Origin of the sequence: Citrobacter sp. ANG330 (assembly GCF_047467925.1) — a bacterium.
In the GTDB taxonomy this organism is placed as follows: Bacteria; Pseudomonadota; Gammaproteobacteria; order Enterobacterales; family Enterobacteriaceae; genus Citrobacter_A; species Citrobacter_A amalonaticus_G.
Map to the genome: position 1 here is coordinate 96,630 of NZ_JASJUI010000008.1, position 24,152 is coordinate 120,781.

Below are 24,152 nucleotides of genomic sequence, written 5' to 3' on the forward strand. Positions count from 1 at the left end.
AAAATTATGACCACTCATTCTCGCTGGACGCTGTCGCAAGTCACCGAATTATTTGAAAAACCGTTGTTGGATCTCCTGTTCGAGGCCCAACAAATCCACCGTCAGCATTTTGATCCTCGCCAGGTGCAGGTCAGTACGCTGTTGTCGATCAAGACTGGTGCCTGCCCGGAAGACTGCAAATATTGCCCGCAAAGTTCGCGCTATAAAACGGGTCTCGAAGCCGAGCGCCTGATGGAAGTGGAGCAAGTGCTGGAATCGGCGCGTAAAGCGAAGAACGCCGGTTCCACCCGTTTCTGTATGGGAGCCGCCTGGAAGAACCCGCATGAGCGTGACATGCCGTATCTGCAACAAATGGTTCAGGGGGTGAAAGCGCTGGGGCTGGAAGCCTGTATGACGCTTGGCACGCTTGATGAATCACAGGCGCAACGGCTGGCGGAGGCGGGGCTGGATTATTACAACCACAACCTTGATACGTCGCCGGAATTTTACGGCAACATCATCACCACCCGCTCCTACCAGGAGCGTCTCGACACGCTGGATAAAGTGCGTGAAGCCGGGATCAAGGTCTGTTCCGGTGGCATCGTCGGTCTGGGTGAAACGGTGACTGACCGCGCCGGGCTGCTCCTGCAACTGGCAAATCTGCCGACCCCGCCGGAAAGCGTACCGATTAACATGCTGGTGAAGGTGAAAGGTACGCCGCTTGCGGATAACGATGACGTCGATGCATTTGATTTTATTCGCACTATTGCCGTGGCACGCATCATGATGCCGACCTCGTATGTGCGCCTGTCCGCCGGTCGTGAGCAGATGAATGAGCAAACGCAGGCCATGTGCTTTATGGCTGGTGCCAACTCTATTTTCTACGGTTGCAAACTGCTCACCACGCCAAACCCGGAAGAGGACAAAGATCTCCAGCTTTTCCATAAGCTGGGGCTGAACCCGCAGCAAACGGCGGTGCTCGCCGGGGATAACGAGCAGCGTGCGCGTCTGGAGCAGGCATTGCTGACACCGGATACTGACGATTACTACAACGCAGCTGCTGTATGATCTGGCAACAAAAAATCGACGATGCGCTGGCGGCGCGTCGTTCGGCGGATACTTTGCGCCGACGTTACGCGGTAGCGCAGGGCGCCGGTCGCTGGCTGGAGACGAATGACCAGCTCTATCTCAATTTTTCCAGCAATGATTATCTGGGGTTGAGTCACCATCCGCAGATTGTCCGCGCCTGGCAGCAGGGGGCGGAGCAGTTTGGCGTCGGCAGCGGCGGCTCGGGCCACGTCAGCGGCTACTCCATTGCCCATCAGCAACTGGAAGAGGAACTGGCCGACTGGCTGGGCTATCCGCGCGCGCTGCTGTTTATCTCCGGTTTTGCCGCCAATCAGGCAGTGATAGCGGCGCTGATGGAAAAGGATGACCGGATTGTCGCTGACCGTCTCAGCCATGCTTCGCTACTGGAAGCGGCCAGTCTTTGCCCGGCCCAGCTTCGCCGCTTTACCCATAACGACGCCTCGCATCTCACGCGCCTGCTTGACGCCCCCTGTTCCGGGCGACAACTGGTGGTAACCGAAGGCGTGTTCAGCATGGATGGCGACAATGCGCCGCTTGCGGACATTCAGCAGGCCGCACAGGCGCGTAAAGCATGGCTGATGGTGGATGATGCCCACGGCATTGGCGTGAGCGGAGAAGAGGGCCGTGGGAGCTGTTGGCAGCAGCGGGTAAAACCAGAGCTGTTAGTGGTGACCTTCGGCAAAGGCTTTGGCGTCAGCGGTGCGGCGATTCTCTGTTCTGAAAGCGTTGCCGACTATCTGTTGCAGTTCGCCCGTCATCTGATTTACAGCACCAGCATGCCGCCCGCGCAGGCGATGGCGTTACAGGCGTCGCTTTCGGTGATTCGCAGCCCGGAAGGTGATGCACGCAGGGAGAAACTGACTGCGCTGATCCAGCGTTTTCGCTCGGCAGTTAATCCCGCAGATTTTACGCTGGCAGAATCACACAGCGCGATCCAGCCGCTCATTGTCGGCGAAAACGCACGCGCTCTGCAGCTGGCAAATGCATTGCGTGAGCGGGGATGCTGGGTCACGGCGATCCGCCCGCCAACCGTGCCTGCCGGTACGGCTCGTCTGCGTCTGACGTTAACCCAGTCGCATGAACCTGAGGATATCGACCGTTTGCTGGAGGTGCTGCATGGTGCTGGTGAATAAACAGGCAATCGCGGCGGCGTTTGGCCGGGCGGCAGCGCACTATGAGCAACATGCCGCATTGCAGCGCCTGAGCGCCGACGCGCTGCTGGGATTGCTGCCGCAACGCCCGTTTTTGCAGGTGCTGGATGCCGGCTGCGGGCCGGGCCGTCTGAGTCGCTACTGGCGTGACCAGGGCAGTCAGGTGACTGCGCTGGATCTCTCCGCCCGGATGCTGGACGAGGCGCGTCGTCAGGGTGTGGCGCATCATTATCTTGCCGGTGACATTGAGTCGCTGCCGTTAGCCAGCGCAACGTTTGATCTGGCCTGGAGCAATCTGGCTGTGCAGTGGTGTGACACTCTGCGTGATGCGTTGAGCGAACTGCACCGGGTTGTGCGCCCCGGTGGCTGCGTGGCCTTCACCACGCTGGCCCAGAACTCGCTGCCGGAGCTTCATCAGGCCTGGCAGGCAGTGGATAACCGGTCGCATGGCAACCGGTTTTTATCCCATGAGGCGCTGTGTGATGCGATGCAAGGCTGGCAAGGGCATCATCACGCTCTCTCCCTGACGCTGGAGTTTGATGACGCCCTGAGCGCCATGCGTTCGCTGAAAGGCATCGGCGCGACCCATTTGCATGAGGGGCGCGAGTCGCGCGTCTTAACCCGCGCGCAATTGCAGCAGCTTCAACTGGCCTGGCCCCAGCGGCAGGGAAAGTATCTTCTGACCTACCATCTTTTTGCAGGAGTGATTGAACGTGATTAACCGTTATTTTGTCACCGGTACCGATACGGAAGTCGGCAAAACCGTCGCCAGTTGTGCGCTGCTCCAGGCGGCGCGCAGCCTGGGTTACCGGACGGCCGGGTATAAGCCGGTGGCATCAGGCAGTGACATGACGCCTGAGGGGCTGCGCAACAGCGACGCCCTGGCGCTTCAGCGCAACAGCAGTCTGGCGCTGGATTATGCGGCGGTGAATCCCTATACCTTCGCGGAACCTACCTCGCCGCATATCATCAGCGCCGATGAGAGCCGCCCCATCAACGCAGACGTAATGTCCGCAGGACTCCACGCGCTGGAGGCACAGGCTGAGTGGCTGCTGGTAGAAGGTGCTGGCGGCTGGTTTACCCCGCTTGCGGAAGATTTTACCTTCGCCGACTGGGTGCAGAGCGAGCGCTTACCGGTGATCCTGGTCGTCGGTGTGAAGCTGGGGTGTATAAACCATGCCATGCTGACAGCGCAGGCGGTACAGCAGGCAGGACTTCCGCTTGTCGGGTGGGTGGCGAATGACGTCACGCCGCCGGGGAAACGCCACCGTGAGTACATGGCGACGCTTCAGCGGGTTATCCCTGCGCCGCTGTTAGGTGAAATCCCGTGGCTGGAAGCCGGAGCAGAAAAGGCGGCCACAGGACAATATCTGGATCTCGCTTTGCTTGCAGGTGAATAAAAGGCGAAATTGCGAGCAAGATCTCGTCTGCCAGACGCGCTCCGTTAGCTGATAAAAATCAAAATTTAGCGATAATTTTTTTTTATGGGCGCTCTGGCAGGCTGGACCGGGAATTTGCCAGGCGGCAGACCATATGGCCTGCAGGCAGTTATCCACCATTCCTGTGGATAACCTTGTGTATTAGAGTTAGAAAACACAAGGCAAGCGAGAGAATACGCGGCTTCCAGCCGAATTGGTGCGAAAGCCGTCTTTATGAAATATCATATATTTTACAACGAGTTAGATAAAATCAATGGCTGTCATATGGCGGTCATGGAATGCAATAAAACTTTCATCACACATCTTGACAATGTTAACCTGGTCAATGGTCTGGGGATAAACCCGCTTCACAGTGTAATATCTTGCCAGTGGTGAAATTTTAGCCGACTCCAGTCCGCTTTTACCATGCGTAACACAAATTTTATGAGGTGTTACTGTTTTTTCATCCAGTATATTTTACTGGCAATATTATCCCCTGCGAGTAAAATTACACACCTGCCCGCTCATTCCTTCAGGTAGCTGCTCATGAGTAAACCGTTCAAACTGAATTCCGCATTTAAACCGTCCGGCGATCAGCCCGAGGCGATACGCCGTCTGGAAGAGGGACTGGAGGACGGACTGGCGCATCAGACGTTGCTTGGCGTAACGGGATCAGGGAAAACGTTCACCATCGCCAATGTGATTGCGGACCTGCAGCGCCCGACGATGGTGCTGGCGCCCAACAAGACGCTGGCGGCGCAGCTGTACGGCGAAATGAAAGAGTTTTTCCCGGATAACGCGGTCGAATATTTCGTTTCCTACTACGATTACTATCAGCCGGAAGCCTACGTTCCCAGCTCTGACACGTTCATCGAAAAGGATGCGTCGGTGAATGAGCACATTGAGCAGATGCGTTTGTCCGCCACCAAAGCGTTGCTGGAGCGTCGTGACGTAATCGTTGTGGCTTCCGTTTCCGCCATCTATGGTCTGGGCGATCCGGATTTATACCTGAAAATGATGCTGCACCTGACGGTGGGCATGATCATCGATCAGCGCGCCATTTTGCGTCGACTGGCCGAGCTGCAATACACCCGTAACGATCAGGCTTTCCAGCGAGGAACTTTCCGCGTACGCGGGGAGGTGATTGACATCTTCCCGGCGGAGTCCGACGACATCGCGCTGCGTGTGGAGCTGTTTGATGAAGAGGTGGAGCGTCTTTCTCTGTTTGACCCGCTGACCGGGCAGGTGGAGTCCACTATTTCGCGCTACACCATCTACCCTAAAACGCACTACGTGACCCCGCGCGAGCGCATTGTGCAGGCGATGGAAGAGATCAAAGTCGAACTGGCTGAACGTCGCAAAATCCTCCTCGCTAATGACAAACTGCTGGAAGAGCAGCGTCTGAGCCAGCGTACCCAGTTTGATCTGGAGATGATGAACGAACTGGGCTACTGCTCGGGGATCGAAAACTACTCGCGCTACCTGTCCGGGCGCGGGCCGGGCGAACCACCGCCGACGTTGTTTGATTATCTTCCCGCCGACGGTTTGCTGGTGGTGGATGAATCGCATGTTACGATCCCGCAGATTGGCGGGATGTACCGCGGCGACCGGGCGCGCAAAGAGACGCTGGTGGAGTACGGGTTCCGTCTGCCGTCGGCGCTGGATAACCGCCCGTTAAAATTTGAAGAATTTGAAGCGCTGGCACCGCAAACCATTTATGTGTCTGCGACCCCGGGTAACTATGAGCTCGAGAAATCCGGCGGTGATGTGGTCGATCAGGTGGTGCGTCCGACAGGGTTGCTGGATCCGGTCATCGAAGTCCGTCCGGTGGCAACACAGGTGGACGATCTGCTGTCGGAGATCCGCAAACGTGCAGAGATCAACGAACGTGTGCTGGTGACCACGCTGACCAAACGCATGGCGGAAGATCTGACAGAGTATCTGGAAGAGCACGGCGAACGGGTGCGCTACCTGCACTCGGATATCGATACCGTCGAACGTATGGAAATCATTCGTGACCTGCGTCTGGGCGAGTTTGATGTGCTGGTGGGGATCAACCTGTTGCGTGAAGGTCTCGACATGCCTGAGGTATCGCTGGTGGCGATTCTCGACGCCGACAAAGAAGGGTTCCTGCGTTCCGAACGTTCGCTAATTCAGACCATTGGTCGCGCGGCGCGTAACATTAACGGGAAAGCGATTCTCTACGGCGACAAAATTACAGCCTCAATGGCGAAAGCGATTAGCGAAACCGAGCGTCGTCGTGAGAAACAGCAGCAGTACAACGAAGAGCACGGCATCGTTCCGCAGGGCCTCAATAAAAAAGTGGTCGATATTCTGGCGCTGGGGCAGAACATTGCGAAAACCAAAGCGAAGGGCCGAGGCAAGTCGCGTTCGGGAGCGAAGACGGACGTGGTGGAAATGGATATGACGCCAAAAGCGCTGCAGCAGAAGATTCACGAACTGGAAGGGCAGATGATGCAGCATGCGCAGAATCTGGAGTTCGAAGAGGCCGCGCAGATCCGCGATCAGTTGCATCAGCTGCGCGAGCTGTTTATCGCCGCGTCGTGACAGATTGCCGGATGACGGTGTAAACCATTTATCCGGCCTGCTCGATGTGATCAGTAGGCCTGATAAGCGTAGCGCCATCAGGCAATAAACTCTTTACCGCAGCGCCTGGACGGCTTTCTCCAGCGCGCTGTGTAATAACTGGCGGTCATGGCGATAAGGAATATCGCTGGCTTCCAGCACTTGCTGAATCACCACCCGGTCGCTGACCGCAGAGACATCCACCTTCGGTCCGACGATAACCGCATCAACGACTCTCTTGCCGACATACTGCTCCATAATGGTTAGCTTATCGATAAGCGTCAGGCTTGCGGCGGGGATGCTCAATTCCCGGCCCAGATTGCCGATATAAACCATCGGCGCCTGCGTGCGACGCAGCGCCTGCGCGAGATCATCGAGCAGCAGAATCGGCATCAGGCTGGTGTAAAAGCTGCCCGGACCGATAATAATCAGGTCGGCGTCGTTGATCGCCTGGACCGCTTCCCGGGTTGTGGGAACCTTCGGTGAGAGCATCAGTTCCTGCAAGGGCGAGGTGAGCTGATCAATATTCACTTCACCGTACACTTCATGTCCCTGATCGTCGATCGCCATCAGGTCAACGGGCAGCTCCGACATGGGGATTAAATGCGCGTCCACTTTCAGCAGATTACGAATTAAGTTGATGGCTTCCAGAGGCCGCACGCTCAGGTGATCGAGCGCCTTTAACATCAGATTTCCGAGGTTATGACCGGAAAGTTCGCCATTACCGCCAAAACGGTACTCAAACATGGCGGAAGCGACGCTCGGTTCGGTAATCAACTGGTTGAGACAGTTGCGCATATCGCCCCAGGCGATTCCCCCTTCCGAGCGGCGAATACGGCCCGTCGAGCCGCCGTTATCGGTAGTGGTCACGATACCGGTGAGGCGTGAGCCCAGAGAGGAGAGGGAAGAGAGAACGCGTCCTAATCCATGCCCTCCGCCGAGAGCCACGACACGATCCAGGTCAGCCAGCGTACGATTGCGCATAAAAATTCCTGAAGTCAGATTTACCGCGCTACAGTAGCGCAAACAAGGGCTTTTCAGCAATTCACCAACGGCGAGTCAGTAAAATAAATTCTTACAGGCTACCTCTTTCGGATAAGGCTGCCCTGAGATCGAGATGATGTACATCAATGCAAAAGTGCTCATTTTGCTTATTCTGTAGCGAATTAGCACGATCATGGCGTTATGTTTATGATTATATAGCGTAAAGTGTAAATGGCATATTGCCTGTTTACGCGCTAGTATCGGCATAACCACTATAAACACTCTAGCCTCTGCACCTAAGTCATTTGATACGGTGCTTTGGCCGTGACAATGCAAAACGCGTTGCCACCAGGGCGCAGGAAGAAATGACTTCGCCTCCCGTATCTGGAAAGGTGTACATGGCCTCACAACTGACCGATGCTTTTGCACGCAAGTTCTATTATTTGCGCCTGTCGATTACCGACGTGTGTAACTTTCGTTGCACCTACTGTCTGCCGGACGGCTACAAGCCCGGCGGCGTCACCAATAAGGGTTTTCTGACCGTCGATGAAATTCGTCGGGTAACCCGCGCCTTCGCGAATCTGGGCACCGAAAAAGTGCGCCTGACCGGCGGCGAACCCTCTTTACGCCGGGATTTCACCGATATCATTGCCGCCGTGCGCGAGAACGAAGCGATTCGTCAACTGGCGGTGACCACTAACGGCTACCGTCTGGCGCGTGATGCCGCCCACTGGCGCGAGGCTGGTTTGACCGGCATTAATGTCAGCGTCGATAGCCTCGATGCGCGTCAGTTCCACGCGATTACCGGGCAGGATAAATTCCGGCAGGTGATGGCGGGCATCGACGCCGCGTTTGATGCCGGTTTTGAAAAAGTTAAAGTCAACACCGTGCTGATGCGCGATGTGAACCATCATCAGCTCGATACCTTTCTCGATTGGATCCAGACGCGTCCTATTCAACTGCGCTTCATCGAACTGATGGAAACTGGCGAGGGCAGCGATCTGTTCCGCAAACATCACATCTCTGGTCAGGTGTTACGCGATGAACTCCTGCGACGCGGCTGGATCCATCAGCTACGCCAGCGCAGCGACGGCCCGGCCCAGGTCTTCTGTCATCCTGATTATGAGGGTGAAATCGGCCTCATAATGCCGTACGAAAAAGACTTTTGTGCAACCTGCAACCGTCTGCGCGTCTCCTCTGTGGGTAAACTCCATCTTTGTCTGTTCGGCGAGGGCGGCGTTAGCCTGCGCGATCTGCTGGAAGACGATACACAGCAAGCCGCGCTGGAAACGCGCATTTCGCAGGCGTTGCGTGAGAAAAAGCAGACCCATTTTCTGCACCAGAACAACACCGGTATTACCCAGAACCTCTCATACATCGGCGGTTAACGCCGCGTGAACAAGGAGTTTTCCATGAGTCAGGTAAGTGCTGAATTTATCCCGACCCGCATTGCTATTCTGACGGTATCGAATCGTCGTGGCGAAGAGGACGACACCTCTGGTCATTTCCTGCGTGATTCCGCACAGGAAGCGGGGCATCAGGTTATCGATAAAGCGATTGTCAAAGAGAACCGCTATGCCATTCGCGCGCAGGTGTCGGCGTGGATTGCCAGTGAAGAGGTGCAGGTGGTGTTGATCACCGGCGGCACGGGTCTTACTGATGGCGACCAGGCACCGGAAGCGCTGCTGCCGCTGTTTGATCGCGAAGTGGAAGGCTTCGGCGAAGTGTTCCGCATGTTGTCGTTTGAAGAGATTGGCACCGCGACGTTGCAGTCACGCGCGGTGGCGGGTGTCGCGAACAAAACGCTCATCTTCGCGATGCCGGGTTCGACGAAAGCCTGCCGCACGGCGTGGGACAATATTATTGCCCCGCAGCTGGATGCCCGTACGCGTCCCTGTAATTTTCACCCACATCTGAAGAAATAAGTATGTCGCAACTGACTCACATTAACGCCGCCGGCGAAGCGCACATGGTTGATGTCTCCGCAAAAACCGAGACCGTGCGTGAAGCGCGCGCGGAAGCTTTTGTCACCATGCGCAGCGAAACGCTGACCATGATTATCGACGGCAGCCACCATAAGGGCGATGTGTTCGCCACCGCGCGTATCGCCGGGATTCAGGCTGCCAAACGGACCTGGGAACTGATCCCCCTTTGCCACCCGCTGTTACTGAGCAAAGTGGAAGTCCAGCTCCAGGCACAGCCGGAACACAACCGTGTCCGTATTGAATCGCTGTGTCGTCTCACCGGGAAAACCGGCGTAGAGATGGAAGCGCTCACGGCAGCGTCGGTAGCGGCATTGACCATCTACGACATGTGCAAAGCGGTGCAGAAAGACATGGTGATTGGCCCGGTACGACTGCTGGCGAAAAGCGGCGGCAAGTCTGGTGATTTTAAGGCGGATTCGAATGATTAAGGTTTTGTTCTTCGCCCAGGTTCGCGAACTGGTGGGTACGGATACGCTGGACGTCGCGGCAGCGTTCCCGACGGTGGAAGCTCTGCGTCAGCATCTGGCGGCTAACAGCCATCGTTGGGCGCTGGCGCTGGAAGACGGCAAACTGCTGGCGGCGGTCAACCAGACGCTGGTGAGCTTTGATCATCCGCTCACTGACGGGGATGAAGTGGCGTTCTTTCCTCCGGTCACGGGAGGCTGAGATGAGCGAAACCAAAATCGTTGTCGGGGCAGCGCCTTTCAGCGTAGGGGAAGAGTATCCCTGGCTGGCGGAACGCGACGAAGACGGCGCGGTGGTGACCTTCACCGGTAAAGTGCGCAACCATAATCTCGGCGACAGCGTAAAGGCGCTGACGCTGGAGCACTATCCAGGCATGACGGAAAAAGCGCTGGCGGAGATTGTTGAACAGGCACGCGTTCGCTGGCCGCTGGGGCGCGTCACGGTGATTCACCGGATTGGCGAACTGTGGCCAGGCGATGAAATTGTCTTTGTCGGCGTGACCAGCGCGCATCGTAGCAGCGCATTTGAGGCGGGGCAGTTCATCATGGATTATCTGAAAACCCGTGCGCCGTTCTGGAAGCGTGAAGCGACGCCAGAAGGCGAACGCTGGGTGGACGCTCGCGACAGCGACCAGCAGGCCGCCAAACGCTGGTAGTACAATAATGTGATACGCTTAGTCTGAGTTATCACTTTTAATCAGGAGATTGAAATGGACCGATTTCCACGATCCGAATCGATAGTGCAGGCGCGTTCAGGCCTGCAAACGTATATGGCGCAGGTGTATGGCTGGATGACGGTCGGGTTGCTGCTTACTGCGTTTATTGCGTGGTATGCGGCGAACTCCAGCGCCTTTATGGAGCTACTCTATACCAACCGACTCTTTTTCTTTGGTCTGGTCATTGCACAATTAGCCGTAGTTTTTGTGCTGTCCGGTCTGGTTAACAGACTCAGTGCGGGGGTGATGACGACGCTGTTTATGCTCTATTCGGTACTCACCGGTCTGACGCTTTCCAGTATCTTCATCATTTACACCGCCTCCTCGATTGCCAGCACCTTCGTGGTCACCGGTGGGATGTTTGGTGTAATGAGCCTGTGGGGATACACCACGAAGCGCGATCTGAGCGGCTGGGGCAACATGCTGTTCATGGCGCTGATCGGTATCATTCTGGCGTCGCTGGTGAACTTCTGGCTGAAAAGCGAGGCGCTGATGTGGGCGGTGACCTATATCGGGGTGGTGGTGTTTGTCGGCCTGACCGCCTATGACACCCAGAAGCTGAAAAACATCGGCGAGCAAATCGACGTGCGCGACAGTTCTAACCTGCGTAAATATTCGATTCTCGGCGCGTTAACGCTGTATCTGGACTTTATCAACCTGTTCCTGATGCTGCTGCGTATCTTCGGCAATCGCCGCTGAGTTCGTTGTGTTGGATGGCGGCTACGCCTTATCCTGCCTACAAAAATGATCCTGTAGGCCTGATAAGCGTAGCGCCATCAGGCAAAGATTTGTCATTTTGCCATCGCCTTCTCATTTTTGGCCCGTAGCTTCTTCGCCCGACTCTCCAGCACCAGATAGCAAATCAGCGCCAGCAGCAAGGGAATAAAGTAATACAGCACGCGGTAGGCGAGCAGGGCGGCAATAATCGTGCCTTGCGAGGTATGTTCACCTGCCAACAGCGCGATAAACACCGCTTCGAGCACGCCAATCCCGGCCGGAATATGCACAATCACCCCCGCGATACTGCTGACCAGCAGTACGCCCAGCACGAAGAAGTAGTTCACATCCTGACCCATTAACAGCCAGATGATTACCCCCATCACCATCCAGTTGGCGCTGGAAATTCCCATCTGCGCCAGCGCAAACTTCCATGAAGGCAGCACCAGCTTCTGCCCTTTGATCGTCATATGACGATGTTTAGCAAAGGCGCAAAACCACATATAGACGGCAATCACCAACAACAGCACCACGCCGAGAATACGCAGTGTACCCTCATCGATATACCAGTGAGCCGGAAGCTGCACCACACCGAAGGTAAAGATGATCCCGCCAAGCAGAATGTACCCCAGCCAGTTGGTGGTGATGCTGAGCGAAAAAATGCGGGTGATGGTGCTTCCCGGTAGGCCGAGGCGTGAATAGAGGCGGTAGCGCATACCGATACCGCCGACCCAGGTACTGAGCGTCAGGTTAAAGGCGTAACAGATAAAGGACACCAGCATGACCTGCCGCTTCGCCAGTTTATGTCCGCAATACGCGCGCCCCAGCAGGTCATAGCAGCCGTACAGCAGATAACTGAGGATCACCAGCCCGACCGCGCTGAGTAACGCAATCCGGTTGTAGTCGCGGATCACCGTCCAGACGTCTTCCCAGTTCACCTTTTTGGCGTAGACGACCAGCAACACGATCACGGCGATAAAAAACAGCCAGGTCAGGATTTTTTTCGCCAGCCGCCAGCGTGGATGTGATTTTGCCATCAGGGTTTAGCTCCTGTGTTCTGAACCTCTACCCGATCCTGGGTTTCCATCTCGGGCTGGGCGGGGGGATCAACCTGCGCCAGACGCGGCGTATGTGCCGGAAGCCAGCCGACCAGCGCCGGGAAATGGCGTAAAAAGTGGAACGCCAGCACGCTCTTGGTGAGGTTCCACCAGGTGCGTCTGGGCAGCATCGACTCATCCACTTGTTTACAGTCCCTGGCGATAATCGCGCTAAGGTTGTCGCGCAGCGTCTGGTTAAACTGGCGATCGTGAATAATCAGGTTCGCTTCCAGATTCAACGACAGACTCAGAGGGTCAAGATTGCTGGAGCCGACGGTCGCCCAGTGGTCATCCATCAGCGCGACTTTGCCGTGCAGTGGTTTACGCCGGTATTCATAGACATGGACGCCGCCTTTCACCAGATAGTTGTACAACAGGCGCGCGCCCACCTTCACAATCGGCATGTCCGGCTCGCCCTGCACAATGAGCTTCACCCGTACGCCACGACGGGCAGCCTTGCGCATCGCGTGCAACAGCCGGTAGCCAGGGAAGAAGTAGGCATTAGCAATGATCACTTCGCGCCGCGCCTGGGTGAGCATTTTCAGGTAGTGACGCTCGATATCATCACGGTGTTCGTCGTTGTCGCGCCAGACAAACAGCACCTGTGCTTCACCGGGCTGACGGTTTTCCACTGCCTGATGATGGCGTTTCCACCAGCGACGCACCGCACTCTGACCGGGCAGGTTTTCCACTTCGAACTGCAGAATGTCCGCCACAATGGGCCCTTCGACACGCACCGCGTAATCCTGCTTGGCCTCTGGCCCATAGTCGGACATATGTTCGGCGGAATAGTTAATCCCGCCGACAAACGCCACACGGGCGTCAATCACCACAATTTTGCGGTGCATGCGGCGAAAGACGTTGGTCCGCATACCGAACACCCGTGGCCGCGGATCGTAGTAGCGAAACACCACGCCTGCTGAGGTCAGTTCATTGACGAACGCATCGCTCAGGTCCGGTGAGCCGTAGCCGTCCAGCAACACTTCGGCCTTCACGCCGCGTTGTGCCGCCTTCAACAGGGCGGCATGCAGTTGTTTACCGACCTTATCTTCAAACCAGATGAAGGTCTCAAGGATGATCCTTTGCTCAGCCTCGGCAATGGCCTCAAATACGGCGGGATAAAACTGATCGCCGTTTTCCAGCAACTGGATCTGGTTGCCTTCACGCCAGTCACATTTCATAGATGGATCTCCGCGCTAAGGGGGGCATGGTCAGACAGGTGTCGCCAGTTACGCAGCGGCAGCGCCGTCGGCGCACTGGCGTTAGCATTTTTGACGTAAATACGATCGAGGCGCAGCAGCGGCAGACTCACCGGAAAGGTGCGCGCTGGCCGACCGTGGGCGCGGGTAAAAATCTCTTCCAGCCCGGCAGACGTTTTTAACGGACGGTTTGCCTTCTGCCGCCAGTCGTTAAAATCACCGGCCACTACCACCGGTTCGCCGTCGGGCAGGGCGTTGACCCAGTCGCCAAGCAATTTAAGCTGCGCCTGCCGATGTGCTTCGCGCAGACCGAGATGTACGCACATCACATGAATCGATTTTCCAAGTTGCGGTGGAACAATCTGACAATAGAGCACACCGCGTTTTTCGCTGCCCGCAACCGAAACATCTCTGTTTTCATAATGTTCAATAGGATAGCGTGACAGCACCGCATTGCCATGATGACCTTCCGGGTAGACGGCGTTGCGCCCATAGGCGTAGTCACTCCACATGGTGTCGGCGAGAAATTCGTAGTGAGTGGTATCCGGCCAGTTCTCGACGTGCAGCGGATGGACCTCGTGCGCGCCCATTACCTCTTGCAGACAAACGATGTCGGCACCCACCGTGCGAACAGCATCGCGCAGCTCCGGTAAAATGAAGCGTTTGTTAAAGGCGGTAAAGCCTTTATGGGTATTAATGGTGAGTACATTGAATGAAAATCGCTGTGTATGTCCGGTCATATTTCTCCTGTCGGCGTCACTCTCCTGATTGAAATAGTGTAGTCGGCATCACAAAAAGGTGCGGTGTTACGGAATTTTCCGTAAAGTGCGGTACTCTGAGTCATTAGACAGAAATCCTTCAGGAGAAAAGCCATGAGGTGGCAACAACGTGTTCGTGTCGCAACGGGGTTAAGTTGCTGGCAGATTATGTTGCATTTACTGGTCGTGGCGTTGTTGGTCATGGGCTGGATGAGCGGCACTTTGGTGCACGTCGGCCTGGGATTATGCGTAGTGTATGGCGTGACCGTATTACTGATGCTGGCGTTACAGCGTCATCATGAACAGCGCTGGCGTGAAGTCGCGGACGTGCTGGAAGAACTCACCACCACCTGGTATTTCGGCGCGGCGCTGATCGTGCTGTGGCTGTTGTCCCGGGTTTTACAAAACAACGTCCTGCTGGCGTTAGCGGGACTCGCCATCCTGGCCGGACCCGCAGTGGTGTCGCTGTTGGCGAAAGACAAAAAGCTACATGATTTTGCGTCTAAACATCGCATACGCCGCTGATCCTGTCGTGGCCGCGATCACCAGTAGCGGCCACAAACTTCCCCAGACAATCTGCAAGCTCGCATCCTTCAAATAGATTTGCTTGGTGATATCCGTAAAGTGACGAATCGGGTTAATCCACGTCAGGTTCTGCAACCAGACCGGCATATTCTCGACCGGAGAGACGTATCCCGAGAGTAAAATCGCCGGCATCATAAAGACGAATACGCCGATAAACGCCTGCTGCTGCGTGGAGCAAAGGGATGAAATCAGCAGCCCAAAGCCTACCAGCGACAAGCCGTAAATCACCATGGTGAAGTAAAACAACGCCAGCGATCCGGCAAACGGGATTTCATACGCCCAGATGCCGATCGCCAGGACGATGGTGGCCTGAAAGGTCGCCACAATCAGCGCGGGAACCGCTTTGCCGATGAAGATTTGCCAGGTGGTGAGTGGGGAGACCAGCAGTTGATCCAGCGTACCCTGTTCACGCTCACGCGCAACCGAGAGTGAAGTGACGATCATCACGCCGATAGTGGTAATCATCGCGATCAGCGACGGCACCACAAACCATTTGTAGTCGAGGTTCGGGTTGTACCAGTTGCGCACCACCAGCTCGCTGTTGTTGGGTTTCGGTTTGCCCTCCATTAATTCCTGCTGATAGTTCTTCACTACCTGCTGGAGATAGTTGGCGGCGATCTGCGCGCTGTTCGAGTTACGTCCGTCGAGAATTAACTGCATGGGCGCAGACTGAAAGGTATCCAGGTTGCGCGAGAAGTCCGCCGGAAAACGCACCAGCAGCAGCGCTTTTTGCGTATCAATCGTGGGCTGGATTTCCTGTGGGCTTTTCAGCAGCAGAACATGGGTAAACGCGCTGGCCCGGGCGAAGCGCTGGGTCAGTTCAACCGAATGCTTGCCGTTGTCTTCGTTATAAATGGCGATAGTGGCGTTGGTCACTTCCAGCGTTGCGGCGAAGGGAAACAGGATCACCTGAATCAGCACCGGCAAAATTAAAATCGCACGGGTCTGCGGCTCGCGCAGTAGCGACTGCAATTCTTTGCGGATTAACGTCCATAAACGATGAAACATAATTTTGCCCTTATAACCCGATGAAGCACCCCGTAGGCCTGATTAGCGCAGCGCCATCAGGCAGTCGGTGCCGGATGACGGCGTAAACGCCTTATCCGGCCTGCACGCTGTTGATTACAGCAATATCCCGTAGGCCTGATAAGCGCAGCGCCATCAGGCAGTCGGTGCCGGATGACGGCGTAAATGCCTTATCCGGCCTACACGCTGTTGGTTACAGCAATATCCCGTAGGCCTGATAAGCGCAGCGCCATCAGGCAGTCGGTGCCGGATGACGGCGTAAACGCCTTATCCGGCCTACACGCTGTTGATTACAGCAATATCCCGTAGGCCTGATAAGCGCAGCGCCATCAGGCAGCCGGTGCCGGATGACGGCGTAAACGCCTTATCCGGCCTACACGGCGTTGATTACAGCAATATCCCGTAGGCCTGATAAGCGCAGCGCCATCAGGCAGCCGATGCCGGATGACGGCGTAAACGCCTTATCCGTCCTACACGGCGTTGATTACAGCATTATCCCGTAGGCCTGATAAGCGCAGCGCCATCAGGCAGCCGGTGCCGGATGACGGCGTAAACGCCTTATCCGGCCTACAGGCTGTTGATTACATCAATATCCCGTAGGCCTGATAAGCGCAGCGCCATCAGGCAGCCGATGCCGGATGACGGCGTAAACGCCTTATCCGGCCTGCACACTGTTGATTACAGCAATATCCCGTAGGCCTGATAAGCGCAGCGCCATCAGGCACACTGCCGTTTGTTAACTCAATCCAGCCGACGTTTGGTTTTTATCCATGTCAGGCCAATAAACATCACCGCTGAGGCTACCAAAAACAGCACGTTGACCACCAGTACCACCGGAATATTGCCGGCAAGGAACAGGCTTTGCAGGGTGCTGACGAAATAGCGCGCCGGAATAATATAGGTCACGGCGCGGATCACCGCAGGCATACTGTCTATCTGAAAAATAAAACCTGACAGCATAATCGACGGCAAAAAAGCAGCGTTAAGCGCCACCTGGGCGGCGTTAAACTGATTGCGGGTGATGGTGGAGATCAGAAGTCCCATCCCCAGCGTGCTGAGCAAAAACAGGCTGGTAATCAAAAACAGCACCAGCAGTGAACCGCGATACGGCACGCCGAGAATAAACACCGACACCAGCATACACAGCAGCATCGCCAGCATGCCGAGGAAGTAGTAGGGGATGAGCTTGCACAGCAGCAGTTCAACGCGTGTGACCTCCGTGGAGAGCAGCGCCTCCATCGTTCCGCGCTCCCATTCACGCGCCACCACCAGCGAGGTGAGGATCGCGCCGATCACCGTCATGATGATGGTCACCGCGCCCGGGATAATAAAATGCTGGCTGATGGCCGCCGGGTTAAACCAGTAGCGGGTTTGCACCTCAATCAGAGGTTCAAACGTTTCCCCGCGATCTTCCGCTCGCTGCATCTGCCAGATTTGCCAGATCCCTTCCACATAGCCCTGCACGAAGTTGGCGGTATTGGGTTCACTGCCGTCGGTGATGACCTGAATGGGGGCGGTGTCGTTGGCGCGCGCCATCTGCTGGGCGAAATCGACCGGAATCACTACCAGACCGCGAATGCGCCCGGCCTGCATCTTTTCAATCAGCGCCTGGCGGTTATCGCTGATGGTGGCGTCGATGTACGGCGAACCGGTCATTGCATGGGTGAAGTCCAGCGCCTCTTCGCTTTGTTGCTCGAGCAGGATACCCACCCGCAGCTTGCTGGAGTCAAGGTTAATGCCGTAGCCAAAAATAAACAGCAGCAGCAGAGGGATCACCACGGCGATCAGCCAGCTACTGGGATCGCGGACGATCTGTCGCGTCTCTTTGACGCACAGCGCCCGCACGCGACGCCATGAAAGAAAGCGATTAGGCATTGGTATGCTCCTTATCCCAGTCGTTAATCAACCGGATAAAGGCCTGTTCCATGGTCGGATCCGGCGTGTCATCATCGGCTGCCTTTGCTTTCAGATCGTCCGGCGTGCCGCTGGCAATCAGCTTTCCGCGATAGACCAGGCCGATACGGTCGCAGTATTCCGCCTCATCCATAAAGTGGGTTGTCACCATCACAGTGACGCCTTTTTCCACCATGCTGTTGATATGCAACCAGAATTCGCGGCGGGTGAGGGGATCAACGCCGGACGTCGGTTCGTCGAGAAACAAAATGTCCGGCTCGTGCATCAGCGAACAGGCCAGTGCCAGACGCTGCTTAAAGCCCAGCGGCAGTTCGTCGGTCGCATGCGAGGCGATGCTTTTCAGGCCAAACGCGTCGCTCATGCGGGCAATTTTTTCGTCCTGCGCACGTCCCCGCAGGCCATATACGCCGGAAAAGAAACGCAGGTTCTGCTCTACGGTCAGATTGCCGTAGAGCGAGAATTTTTGCGCCATATAGCCCAGATGCTGACGCGCTTTGCCTGAACTGACTTTCAGGTCCATATCCAGCACCAGCGCTTTGCCGGAAGTCGGCACCAACAGACCGCACATCATCTTAAAGGTGGTCGATTTCCCCGCGCCGTTAGGACCCAGAAGGCCAAAAATTTCTCCGCGCTGGACGGCGAAATCAACGTGATCGGTGGCGGCGAAATCGCCGAATTTTTTGGTCAGCGCTTTCGCTTCAATCACCGTTTCGCCCGGCGTCCCTTCAACGGTGTGCAGAATCGCGCCCAGCGGGGATTCCGACGTGGCGGCACCGCCCAGCAGATCGATAAACGCGTCTTCGAAGCGTGGCGCAGTCTCGCTGATGTCGATCGCCGGCATGTCCTCACCGTGACGAATATCCTCTGCGGTCGCCTCTTTTTTCAGGATCAGACGCACCGATCTCCCCTGGATCATGCCGTCGCTCACCTGCGGCAGTTTTAACGCCCTCTGAAGCAGTTTCCGGTTATTTTCCTGCGGGCTGTGCATCAAAAAACTGCGTCCCGCCATGGTTTGCGTCAGTTGGGTCGGCTCTCCCTGATACAGCAGTTCGCCTTCGTTCATCAGCAGCACGTCCCGACACTGTTCGGCTTCATCGAGATACGAGGTGCTCCACAGGATCAACATTCCGTCACCGGCCAGTTCGTGCACCATTTGCCATAATTCACGCCGTGAGATAGGGTCAACGCCGACGCCGGGTTCATCCAGCAGCAGGACTCTGGGTTCACCGACCAGCGTACAGGCCAGCCCCAGCTTCTGTTTCATTCCGCCGGACAGTTTTCCCGCCAGACGACCGGTAAACGGCCCCAGTGAGGTAAATTCCAGCAGGCGGGCAAAGGTTTTTTCCCGCACCTCACCCGTAACGCTGCGCAAATCCGCGTACAGATTGAGGTTCTCCATCACCGTGAGATCTTCATACAGGCCGAATTTTTGCGGCATGTAACCAAGCACAGCATGCAGCGCGCTGTCGTTTTTGACAGGATCATAGCCAATCACCGTCGCGCTGCCGCCATCCGGCTTCAACAACCCTGCCAGCATGCGCATCAGCGTGGTTTTTCCGGCGCCGTCCGGCCCCACCAGCCCGGTCACATATCCGGCGTGAATCGTACAGTCGAGCGGAGCGACCGCCGGTTTATCCATGCCCGCGAAACGCTTCGTCAGCGCGCTCAGCGTAATGACGGCGTCATTCATGTCCGGCCTCGTTGCCGAATTTCACTGTCACCGGCATGCCCTGACGCAGGGCGTCGTCGGCATCGGTGACCACAATACGCAGGCGATAAACCAGATCGGTACGCAGGTCCGGCGTCTCTACCGTTTTTGGGGTAAATTCCGCAGTCGGGGAGACAAAGCCGATTTTACCGTGGTAAGGCTTATCGGGGCGTCCGTCGGTATAAAGCAGGATCTCACGTCCCGGCTGCGCCTGGGAAAGGTTGCGCTCATCGACGTAGGCGCGCACCCAGACTGGTCGGGTGAGAGAAAGCGTCAGCACGGTGCCCCCTGCGTTGAGCATGCTGCCCGGTTCGACTGCACGGGTTAATAGCGTGCCGTTTGAAGGCGAGAAAAGCGTAGTGTCATGGAGATCCAGCTCAGCCTGCGCCAGTTGCGCCTGCGCCTGTTCAAGGCTGGCTTTCGCCTGGGCGATGTCCTGTTCGCGATTCCCGGAACGGTACTGAGTGAGTTTGTCCTGGGCCGATTTCAACGTGGCCAGCGACTGGTCGCGGGACGAGCGGGCGTTTTCCAGATCGTTGGCGGAAATGGTGCGGCTTTTCCACAATCCCTGCTGACGGTTGTAGAAATTCTGTGCGTAATCATAGGCGGCCTGCGCCTGTTTCACTGCCGCCGCCGCCTGGGCAATTTCTTCCTGACGATAGCCCGCCAGCATCAAATCGTACTGGGCCTTTGCGACGGAAACACCGGCTTTTGCCTGCATCAGGGCGTTTTCATAAGGGGCGTTATCCAGCTTGCCCAGCTCCTGTCCCGCTTTAATGGCATCGCCTTCATCCACTGCCAGCGACGCGAGTCGGCCACCGACGCGAAAGCTAAGGTTAACGGTACGGATGTCCACGTTGCCGTAGAGCGTCAGTCCGTTATCCTGCCGGCTTTGATACCACCATGTGCCACCCGCAATCACGGCGAGCAATGCCGCAATCACCAGCCCAATAACGACAGGTTTTTTCATCAGTCCAGACTCCTTTGCGATAAACCTTGCAGGATAAGATCGATATGACAGGTCACGGTTTGCGTAATCAGCGCCGTTTTGTCTTCATCAAACTGCGACCAGCCGGTGCGTAACAGAATCGTTTCTTTACCGAGACGGAATGCCAGCACTTCGCCCAGCAGGGCATGTGTGTGCAAAATCATCCGCGTGTCGTTGGCATCACAGCCAGTATAGGCGGCGATAAGACGGGTCAGATGACTGTGCAGCGGCTCAATAACCTGCTCGTGCACCCGTTGATACGCCGCGGTAGGGGAGAGCTGTTCACGCGAGATAAATTTGCTCAGATTAACGGTGTCATCCTGGGTCAACAGCATGATCATGTTTTTGCAGGCGCGCAGAATCAGCTCGCGCATCGCGGCGCGGTCGGGATTTCCCTGGGCAAACAACCGTTCGGCTTCTTCCGCGTGAGGACGAAATTGTTCGCCAATAAAATCGGCAATCCATTGGGCGCAGGCGAGGTATAAATCCTCTTTTGAGCCAAAATAGTAGGTAATGGCGGCAATATTTTGTCCGGCCTGTGCGGCAATGTCGCGGGTGGTGGCATGCAGACCGTACTCGCCAAACTGCGCCAGCGCGGCGGCAATCAACTGGCTTTTCGCCTGTTCCCCTTTCGTTGTCATGGTGGGTGTATTCATCACGCGACCCAATTCTTAATCAATCGATTGATTAAGATTATGACTGAAAATCATCCTTGTCCAGTCAGGTGGATTATTTTGTCTGTGCCGGTAACAGGGATAATTTATGCGGTACGTCACAAAAACTGCTACACTCCGCCCCTTCATGACATTGTGGTTTTTGTCATTCCCAAATTGTATGCATCTCCCTGAAAACGACACCGGGAACGGTCGGGGCGGTCCGGAGTAGTTATGTCTTTTGATTCCCTGGGTTTGAACCCTGATATTCTGCGTGCCATTGCCGAGCAGGGTTACCGTGAACCTACCCCTATTCAGCAACAGGCGATCCCCGCCGTGCTGGAAGGTCGCGACCTGATGGCGAGTGCGCAGACCGGTACGGGTAAAACGGCGGGCTTTACGCTGCCGCTGTTACAGCACCTTATTACCAAACAGCCGCATGGCAAAGGGCGTCGCCCGGTGCGTGCCCTGATCCTGACGCCGACGCGTGAGCTGGCGGCGCAGATTGGTGAAAACGTCCGTGATTACAGCAAGTATCTGAACATCCGTTCGCTGGTGGTTTTTGGCGGTGTGAGCATTAACCCGCAGATGATGAAACTGCGCGGTGGCGTCGATGTGCTGGTGGCAACGCCGGGCCGCTTGCTGGACCTGGAACACCAGAACGCGGTGAAGCTGGATCAGATTGAAATTCTGGTGCTGGATGAAGCGGACCGTATGCTGGATATGGGCTTTATTCACGATATTCGCCGCGTGTTAGCAAAACTGCCGGCGAAACGTCAGAACCTGCTGTTTTCCGCGACGTTCTCTGATGAGATCAAAGCGCTGGCTGAAAAGCTGTTGCATAACCCGCTGGAAATTGAAGTCGCGCGTCGTAACACGGCGTCAGAGCAGGTCACGCAGCACGTCCATTTTGTCGATAAGAAACGCAAGCGCGAACTGTTGTCGCAGATGATCGGTCAGGGCAACTGGCAGCAAGTGCTGGTCTTTACCCGCACCAAACACGGCGCCAATCACCTGGCGGAACAGCTCAACAAAGACGGTATCCGCAGCGCAGCGATCCACGGTAATAAGAGCCAGGGGGCGCGTACCCGTGCGCTGGCGGATTTTAAATCAGGCGATATCCGCGTGCTGGTGGCAACGGATATTGCGGCGCGTGGTCTGGATATCGAAGAACTGCCGCACGTGGTGAACTACGAGTTGCCGAACGTTCCGGAAGATTATGTGCACCGTATCGGTCGTACCGGACGGGCAGCCGCTACCGGTGAAGCGCTGTCGCTGGTCTGTGTTGATGAACACAAACTGCTGCGTGACATTGAAAAGCTGCTGAAAAAAGAGATCCCGCGTATTACCACGCCGGGCTATGAGCCGGATCCCTCGATCAAAGCTGAGCCGATCCAGAATGGTCGCCAGCAGCGTAGTGGCGGCGGCGGCCGGGGCCGTGGTCAGGGACAAGGGCAGGGCGCAGGTCGTGCTCAGCAGCCGCGTCGTCAGGACGGTGGTGCGTCGAAGGGCAAACCCCGCAGCGCAGAAGGCAAACCGGCTGGCGAAAAGCCGCGTCCGCCGCGCCGTCCGCGCAGAATTACACCCGTGCAGTAAGGGGGTCAGGAAGGCCTGATACTCTGAGAAATGTTACGTTCACTTTGTATTCAGTGATTCTCTGAAACCGCAGTACACGTGAACGTGCAAGGGAGGCTCACCGCCGCCTCCCTTGCAACCCTGGCTCCCGGCAAGGAAAATCGCCACTTCGTGGTTCATTCGTCTTATGCCGTCTGCCTGTCGGGTCGTGGTCGAGCTTGCATCCATGCAGGCCGTTCCCTCCGCCCGCTTCCCTGCGGGCGGCCCCGGTCAGCCGCCAACGCCTCATCGATTTTCACGCCGGACCAATGCCATCGCTTCAATTCTCTGCTTTTCAGCTAAATTCACTTCGCTGTAAAAAAAAGCAAACCGTGGAGATGGTCAGGTATGGATAGGTCCGGCTGAAAATTGCCGGGAGCAATTTTGAACAGCACTTGTGCTGGCCCCGAAGGGGTGAGCCCCATGGATGGGGCGAATAATTCGCGAAGCGACAATTTTCCAGCCGGGAGCCAGGATTGTTAAGGAGGCGGCGACGAGCCTCCTTAACCCGTTCACAGGTACTGGTGTACCAGATTGGCTGCGAACATGAGGTGAACGGTACTCGTCCCACAGGGGCATATGCTTCTCAAAGCGTATACGCCCCCTCACTCCCCTGAATTCTGTGATTTCAACACAATAGAACAGGTATACCGTCCCGCCGGATGAATTGAAATCGTGGTCTCGAACACTTTTCCGTCACGATCCCGGTAGCGTCGCACGATCCGCATCCCCGGCGAATCGGGCTCGACATTCAGTATCTTCGCAATTTTCTTCGGTACACCCACCGCGGTGATCGTCTGATGCACTTCGTGACTTTTAATCCCGTAGTGCGTTTCGATCAGATCGCTGATTAGTGAGTGCGGATCGTCACGGATAAACGTGCGCAGCCTGGCGTAATCCGTGCTGGCGTAGCTGTCCGTCCAGCAAATGGGGGCGTCCGGGTTTTGCGCATCCTCGCGAATACTGGCGATATGTAGCCAGCGTGAACCAGGCGGACAATCTATCAGCTGAGAAAGCTCAATATCCGCCACAATCTCATCGATCTTCTTAATCACCCGCAGATTGTTTTTCGCCAGCAGCAATAAATCTTCCAGATGCGACAGCGGATGGTTAACCCCGCTTGCTGGCGGCTCACATACGCGCGTACCCGCGCCTTTACGCCGCGAAATCAGCCCCTGTTCCGTTAATTCCCGCAACGCTTCGCGCATGGTGTGACGGCTCACCTGCCAGATTTCACACAGTTCCATTTCCGTTGGGAACAGTGAACCGGGCGGATAAGTCCCCGTCGAGATTTGTTGGGCCAGTTCACGGGCTATCCGCTTGTACAGAGATTCTTTCATCGCAGTTTCGTCAAATAATTAATGATCACAGTCACAAAAAAGAGTACGGGCTATTCCCTGGATTCGTCTTGATTATTATAAATGTCCGTACATTTTAAATGTACGGACATTTAGGTATGTTCGTACATTGTTGTTGTCCCGGTTGCGTCGTAAACCGGGCCGAACGCTCATCTTATCATTA

Annotated in this window: 23 protein-coding genes and 1 riboswitch; of the genes, 13 read left to right on the forward strand and 10 right to left on the reverse strand. The window is 56.1% G+C overall.

The annotated features are described in order from the left end of the window. Nucleotides 1–6 precede the first annotated feature (6 nt). The 5 genes from bioB (at nt 7) to uvrB (ending at nt 6,205) form a co-directional block, all read left to right on the forward strand. Nucleotides 7–1,047, forward strand: a complete 1,041-nt coding sequence (gene bioB / locus QNN88_RS17250; protein WP_414241291.1) for a biotin synthase BioB — start codon at nt 7–9, stop codon at nt 1,045–1,047. Continuing rightward, nucleotides 1,044–2,201 (forward strand): 8-amino-7-oxononanoate synthase, encoded by a 1,158-nt coding sequence (gene bioF / locus QNN88_RS17255; RefSeq protein ID WP_414241292.1) that lies wholly within the window; start codon nt 1,044–1,046, stop codon nt 2,199–2,201. Before bioB ends, bioF begins: the two co-directional genes overlap by 4 nt. Beyond that, complete coding sequence (gene bioC / locus QNN88_RS17260) at nt 2,185–2,940, forward strand: malonyl-ACP O-methyltransferase BioC (protein WP_414241293.1); 756 nt, start codon at nt 2,185–2,187, stop codon at nt 2,938–2,940. Before bioF ends, bioC begins: the two co-directional genes overlap by 17 nt. After that, nucleotides 2,933–3,619 carry a dethiobiotin synthase gene (bioD, locus tag QNN88_RS17265; RefSeq protein WP_414241294.1) on the forward strand — a complete coding sequence of 229 codons (687 nt, stop codon included), beginning with the start codon at nt 2,933–2,935 and terminating at the stop codon, nt 3,617–3,619. Before bioC ends, bioD begins: the two co-directional genes overlap by 8 nt. Nucleotides 3,620–4,183: 564 nt before the next feature. Then, the gene (uvrB, locus tag QNN88_RS17270; RefSeq protein WP_414241295.1) at nt 4,184–6,205 is read left to right on the forward strand and encodes an excinuclease ABC subunit UvrB; all 2,022 of its coding nucleotides are present in this window, start codon (nt 4,184–4,186) and stop codon (nt 6,203–6,205) included. A 93-nt stretch (nt 6,206–6,298) separates the two neighbouring features. On the opposite strand, the gene yvcK is transcribed toward uvrB, so the two are convergent. Next, entirely contained in the window at nt 6,299–7,207 is a 909-nt protein-coding gene (yvcK, locus tag QNN88_RS17275; protein ID WP_414241296.1) for a uridine diphosphate-N-acetylglucosamine-binding protein YvcK, read from the reverse strand. Between the two features lie 267 nt (nt 7,208–7,474). Continuing rightward, a riboswitch (molybdenum cofactor riboswitch) is annotated at nt 7,475–7,618 on the forward strand. Between yvcK and moaA the strand changes: the two genes are divergently transcribed. The 6 genes from moaA to QNN88_RS17305 all read left to right on the forward strand — a co-directional run bounded on the left by moaA (nt 7,606) and on the right by QNN88_RS17305 (nt 11,071). Then, the gene (moaA, locus tag QNN88_RS17280) at nt 7,606–8,595 is read left to right on the forward strand and encodes a GTP 3',8-cyclase MoaA (RefSeq protein WP_414241297.1); all 990 of its coding nucleotides are present in this window, start codon (nt 7,606–7,608) and stop codon (nt 8,593–8,595) included. It overlaps the preceding riboswitch by 13 nt. 24 nt (nt 8,596–8,619) lie before the next feature. After that, entirely contained in the window at nt 8,620–9,132 is a 513-nt protein-coding gene (gene moaB / locus QNN88_RS17285; protein WP_414241298.1) for a molybdenum cofactor biosynthesis protein B, read from the forward strand. A 2-nt stretch (nt 9,133–9,134) separates the two neighbouring features. Beyond that, nucleotides 9,135–9,620, forward strand: coding sequence for a cyclic pyranopterin monophosphate synthase MoaC (gene moaC, locus QNN88_RS17290; protein WP_414241299.1), 486 nt, complete (start codon nt 9,135–9,137; stop codon nt 9,618–9,620). After that, the gene (moaD, locus tag QNN88_RS17295; protein ID WP_414241300.1) at nt 9,613–9,858 is read left to right on the forward strand and encodes a molybdopterin synthase sulfur carrier subunit; all 246 of its coding nucleotides are present in this window, start codon (nt 9,613–9,615) and stop codon (nt 9,856–9,858) included. The genes moaC and moaD overlap by 8 nt, the downstream gene beginning before the upstream one ends. A gap of 1 nt (nt 9,859) precedes the next feature. Next, nucleotides 9,860–10,312, forward strand: coding sequence for a molybdopterin synthase catalytic subunit MoaE (gene moaE, locus QNN88_RS17300; RefSeq protein WP_414241301.1), 453 nt, complete (start codon nt 9,860–9,862; stop codon nt 10,310–10,312). A gap of 54 nt (nt 10,313–10,366) precedes the next feature. Beyond that, nucleotides 10,367–11,071, forward strand: a complete 705-nt coding sequence (locus QNN88_RS17305; RefSeq protein ID WP_414241302.1) for a Bax inhibitor-1 family protein — start codon at nt 10,367–10,369, stop codon at nt 11,069–11,071. 92 nt (nt 11,072–11,163) lie between these two features. Here the strand turns inward: QNN88_RS17305 and QNN88_RS17310 are convergent, their stop codons facing one another. Genes QNN88_RS17310 through QNN88_RS17320 form a run of 3 tightly spaced genes read right to left on the reverse strand, consistent with a single transcriptional unit; the run spans nt 11,164 to nt 14,125 of the window. After that, nucleotides 11,164–12,126 carry a lysylphosphatidylglycerol synthase domain-containing protein gene (locus QNN88_RS17310; protein ID WP_414241303.1) on the reverse strand — a complete coding sequence of 321 codons (963 nt, stop codon included), beginning with the start codon at nt 12,124–12,126 and terminating at the stop codon, nt 11,164–11,166. After that, the gene (clsB, locus tag QNN88_RS17315) at nt 12,126–13,367 is read right to left on the reverse strand and encodes a cardiolipin synthase ClsB (protein WP_414241304.1); all 1,242 of its coding nucleotides are present in this window, start codon (nt 13,365–13,367) and stop codon (nt 12,126–12,128) included. The genes QNN88_RS17310 and clsB overlap by 1 nt, the downstream gene beginning before the upstream one ends. Next, nucleotides 13,364–14,125: an endonuclease/exonuclease/phosphatase family protein gene (locus QNN88_RS17320; protein ID WP_414241305.1), complete on the reverse strand. Its 762-nt coding sequence runs from the start codon at nt 14,123–14,125 to the stop codon at nt 13,364–13,366. The genes clsB and QNN88_RS17320 overlap by 4 nt, the downstream gene beginning before the upstream one ends. Before the next feature lie 132 nt (nt 14,126–14,257). Between QNN88_RS17320 and QNN88_RS17325 the strand changes: the two genes are divergently transcribed. After that, nucleotides 14,258–14,668, forward strand: a complete 411-nt coding sequence (locus QNN88_RS17325) for a YbhQ family protein (protein ID WP_042320461.1) — start codon at nt 14,258–14,260, stop codon at nt 14,666–14,668. On the opposite strand, the gene QNN88_RS17330 is transcribed toward QNN88_RS17325, so the two are convergent. From QNN88_RS17330 to cecR, 5 genes are all read right to left on the reverse strand, one after another. Continuing rightward, nucleotides 14,630–15,736, reverse strand: a complete 1,107-nt coding sequence (locus tag QNN88_RS17330) for an ABC transporter permease (RefSeq protein ID WP_414241306.1) — start codon at nt 15,734–15,736, stop codon at nt 14,630–14,632. The two genes, QNN88_RS17325 and QNN88_RS17330, sit on opposite strands and share 39 nt — an antisense overlap. Nucleotides 15,737–16,495: 759 nt before the next feature. After that, nucleotides 16,496–17,629: an ABC transporter permease gene (locus QNN88_RS17335; RefSeq protein WP_414241307.1), complete on the reverse strand. Its 1,134-nt coding sequence runs from the start codon at nt 17,627–17,629 to the stop codon at nt 16,496–16,498. Continuing rightward, the gene (locus tag QNN88_RS17340; protein WP_414241308.1) at nt 17,622–19,358 is read right to left on the reverse strand and encodes an ATP-binding cassette domain-containing protein; all 1,737 of its coding nucleotides are present in this window, start codon (nt 19,356–19,358) and stop codon (nt 17,622–17,624) included. The genes QNN88_RS17335 and QNN88_RS17340 overlap by 8 nt, the downstream gene beginning before the upstream one ends. Beyond that, nucleotides 19,351–20,346 (reverse strand): secretion protein HlyD, encoded by a 996-nt coding sequence (gene hlyD / locus QNN88_RS17345; protein ID WP_414241309.1) that lies wholly within the window; start codon nt 20,344–20,346, stop codon nt 19,351–19,353. Before hlyD ends, QNN88_RS17340 begins: the two co-directional genes overlap by 8 nt. Beyond that, the gene (gene cecR, locus QNN88_RS17350) at nt 20,346–21,020 is read right to left on the reverse strand and encodes a transcriptional regulator CecR (protein WP_414241310.1); all 675 of its coding nucleotides are present in this window, start codon (nt 21,018–21,020) and stop codon (nt 20,346–20,348) included. The genes hlyD and cecR overlap by 1 nt, the downstream gene beginning before the upstream one ends. Nucleotides 21,021–21,251: 231 nt before the next feature. Between cecR and rhlE the strand changes: the two genes are divergently transcribed. Continuing rightward, the gene (gene rhlE / locus QNN88_RS17355) at nt 21,252–22,613 is read left to right on the forward strand and encodes an ATP-dependent RNA helicase RhlE (RefSeq protein ID WP_044327529.1); all 1,362 of its coding nucleotides are present in this window, start codon (nt 21,252–21,254) and stop codon (nt 22,611–22,613) included. A gap of 623 nt (nt 22,614–23,236) precedes the next feature. Here the strand turns inward: rhlE and QNN88_RS17360 are convergent. Next, a complete protein-coding gene (locus tag QNN88_RS17360; RefSeq protein ID WP_414241311.1) occupies nt 23,237–23,971 on the reverse strand; it encodes a GntR family transcriptional regulator in 735 nt (244 codons plus the stop codon). Nucleotides 23,972–24,152: the final 181 nt, after the last annotated feature.

Excerpts from the sequence above, each read along its gene's own strand:
- QNN88_RS17330 (WP_414241306.1), bottom strand. The coding sequence starts at position 15,736 with ATGTTTCATCGTTTATGGACGTTAATCCGCAAAGAATTGCAGTCGCTA.
- QNN88_RS17310 (WP_414241303.1), bottom strand. The coding sequence starts at position 12,126 with ATGGCAAAATCACATCCACGCTGGCGGCTGGCGAAAAAAATCCTGACC.
- moaD (WP_414241300.1), top strand. The coding sequence starts at position 9,613 with ATGATTAAGGTTTTGTTCTTCGCCCAGGTTCGCGAACTGGTGGGTACG.
- bioC (WP_414241293.1), top strand. The coding sequence starts at position 2,185 with ATGGTGCTGGTGAATAAACAGGCAATCGCGGCGGCGTTTGGCCGGGCG.
- QNN88_RS17335 (WP_414241307.1), bottom strand. The coding sequence starts at position 17,629 with ATGCCTAATCGCTTTCTTTCATGGCGTCGCGTGCGGGCGCTGTGCGTC.
- QNN88_RS17360 (WP_414241311.1), bottom strand. The coding sequence starts at position 23,971 with ATGAAAGAATCTCTGTACAAGCGGATAGCCCGTGAACTGGCCCAACAA.
- cecR (WP_414241310.1), bottom strand. The coding sequence starts at position 21,020 with ATGAATACACCCACCATGACAACGAAAGGGGAACAGGCGAAAAGCCAG.
- hlyD (WP_414241309.1), bottom strand. The coding sequence starts at position 20,346 with ATGAAAAAACCTGTCGTTATTGGGCTGGTGATTGCGGCATTGCTCGCC.
- yvcK (WP_414241296.1), bottom strand. The coding sequence starts at position 7,207 with ATGCGCAATCGTACGCTGGCTGACCTGGATCGTGTCGTGGCTCTCGGC.
- moaB (WP_414241298.1), top strand. The coding sequence starts at position 8,620 with ATGAGTCAGGTAAGTGCTGAATTTATCCCGACCCGCATTGCTATTCTG.
- moaE (WP_414241301.1), top strand. The coding sequence starts at position 9,860 with ATGAGCGAAACCAAAATCGTTGTCGGGGCAGCGCCTTTCAGCGTAGGG.
- rhlE (WP_044327529.1), top strand. The coding sequence starts at position 21,252 with ATGTCTTTTGATTCCCTGGGTTTGAACCCTGATATTCTGCGTGCCATT.
- uvrB (WP_414241295.1), top strand. The coding sequence starts at position 4,184 with ATGAGTAAACCGTTCAAACTGAATTCCGCATTTAAACCGTCCGGCGAT.
- clsB (WP_414241304.1), bottom strand. The coding sequence starts at position 13,367 with ATGAAATGTGACTGGCGTGAAGGCAACCAGATCCAGTTGCTGGAAAAC.
- QNN88_RS17320 (WP_414241305.1), bottom strand. The coding sequence starts at position 14,125 with ATGACCGGACATACACAGCGATTTTCATTCAATGTACTCACCATTAAT.
- moaA (WP_414241297.1), top strand. The coding sequence starts at position 7,606 with ATGGCCTCACAACTGACCGATGCTTTTGCACGCAAGTTCTATTATTTG.
- bioF (WP_414241292.1), top strand. The coding sequence starts at position 1,044 with ATGATCTGGCAACAAAAAATCGACGATGCGCTGGCGGCGCGTCGTTCG.
- QNN88_RS17325 (WP_042320461.1), top strand. The coding sequence starts at position 14,258 with ATGAGGTGGCAACAACGTGTTCGTGTCGCAACGGGGTTAAGTTGCTGG.
- moaC (WP_414241299.1), top strand. The coding sequence starts at position 9,135 with ATGTCGCAACTGACTCACATTAACGCCGCCGGCGAAGCGCACATGGTT.
- QNN88_RS17340 (WP_414241308.1), bottom strand. The coding sequence starts at position 19,358 with ATGAATGACGCCGTCATTACGCTGAGCGCGCTGACGAAGCGTTTCGCG.
- QNN88_RS17305 (WP_414241302.1), top strand. The coding sequence starts at position 10,367 with ATGGACCGATTTCCACGATCCGAATCGATAGTGCAGGCGCGTTCAGGC.
- bioB (WP_414241291.1), top strand. The coding sequence starts at position 7 with ATGACCACTCATTCTCGCTGGACGCTGTCGCAAGTCACCGAATTATTT.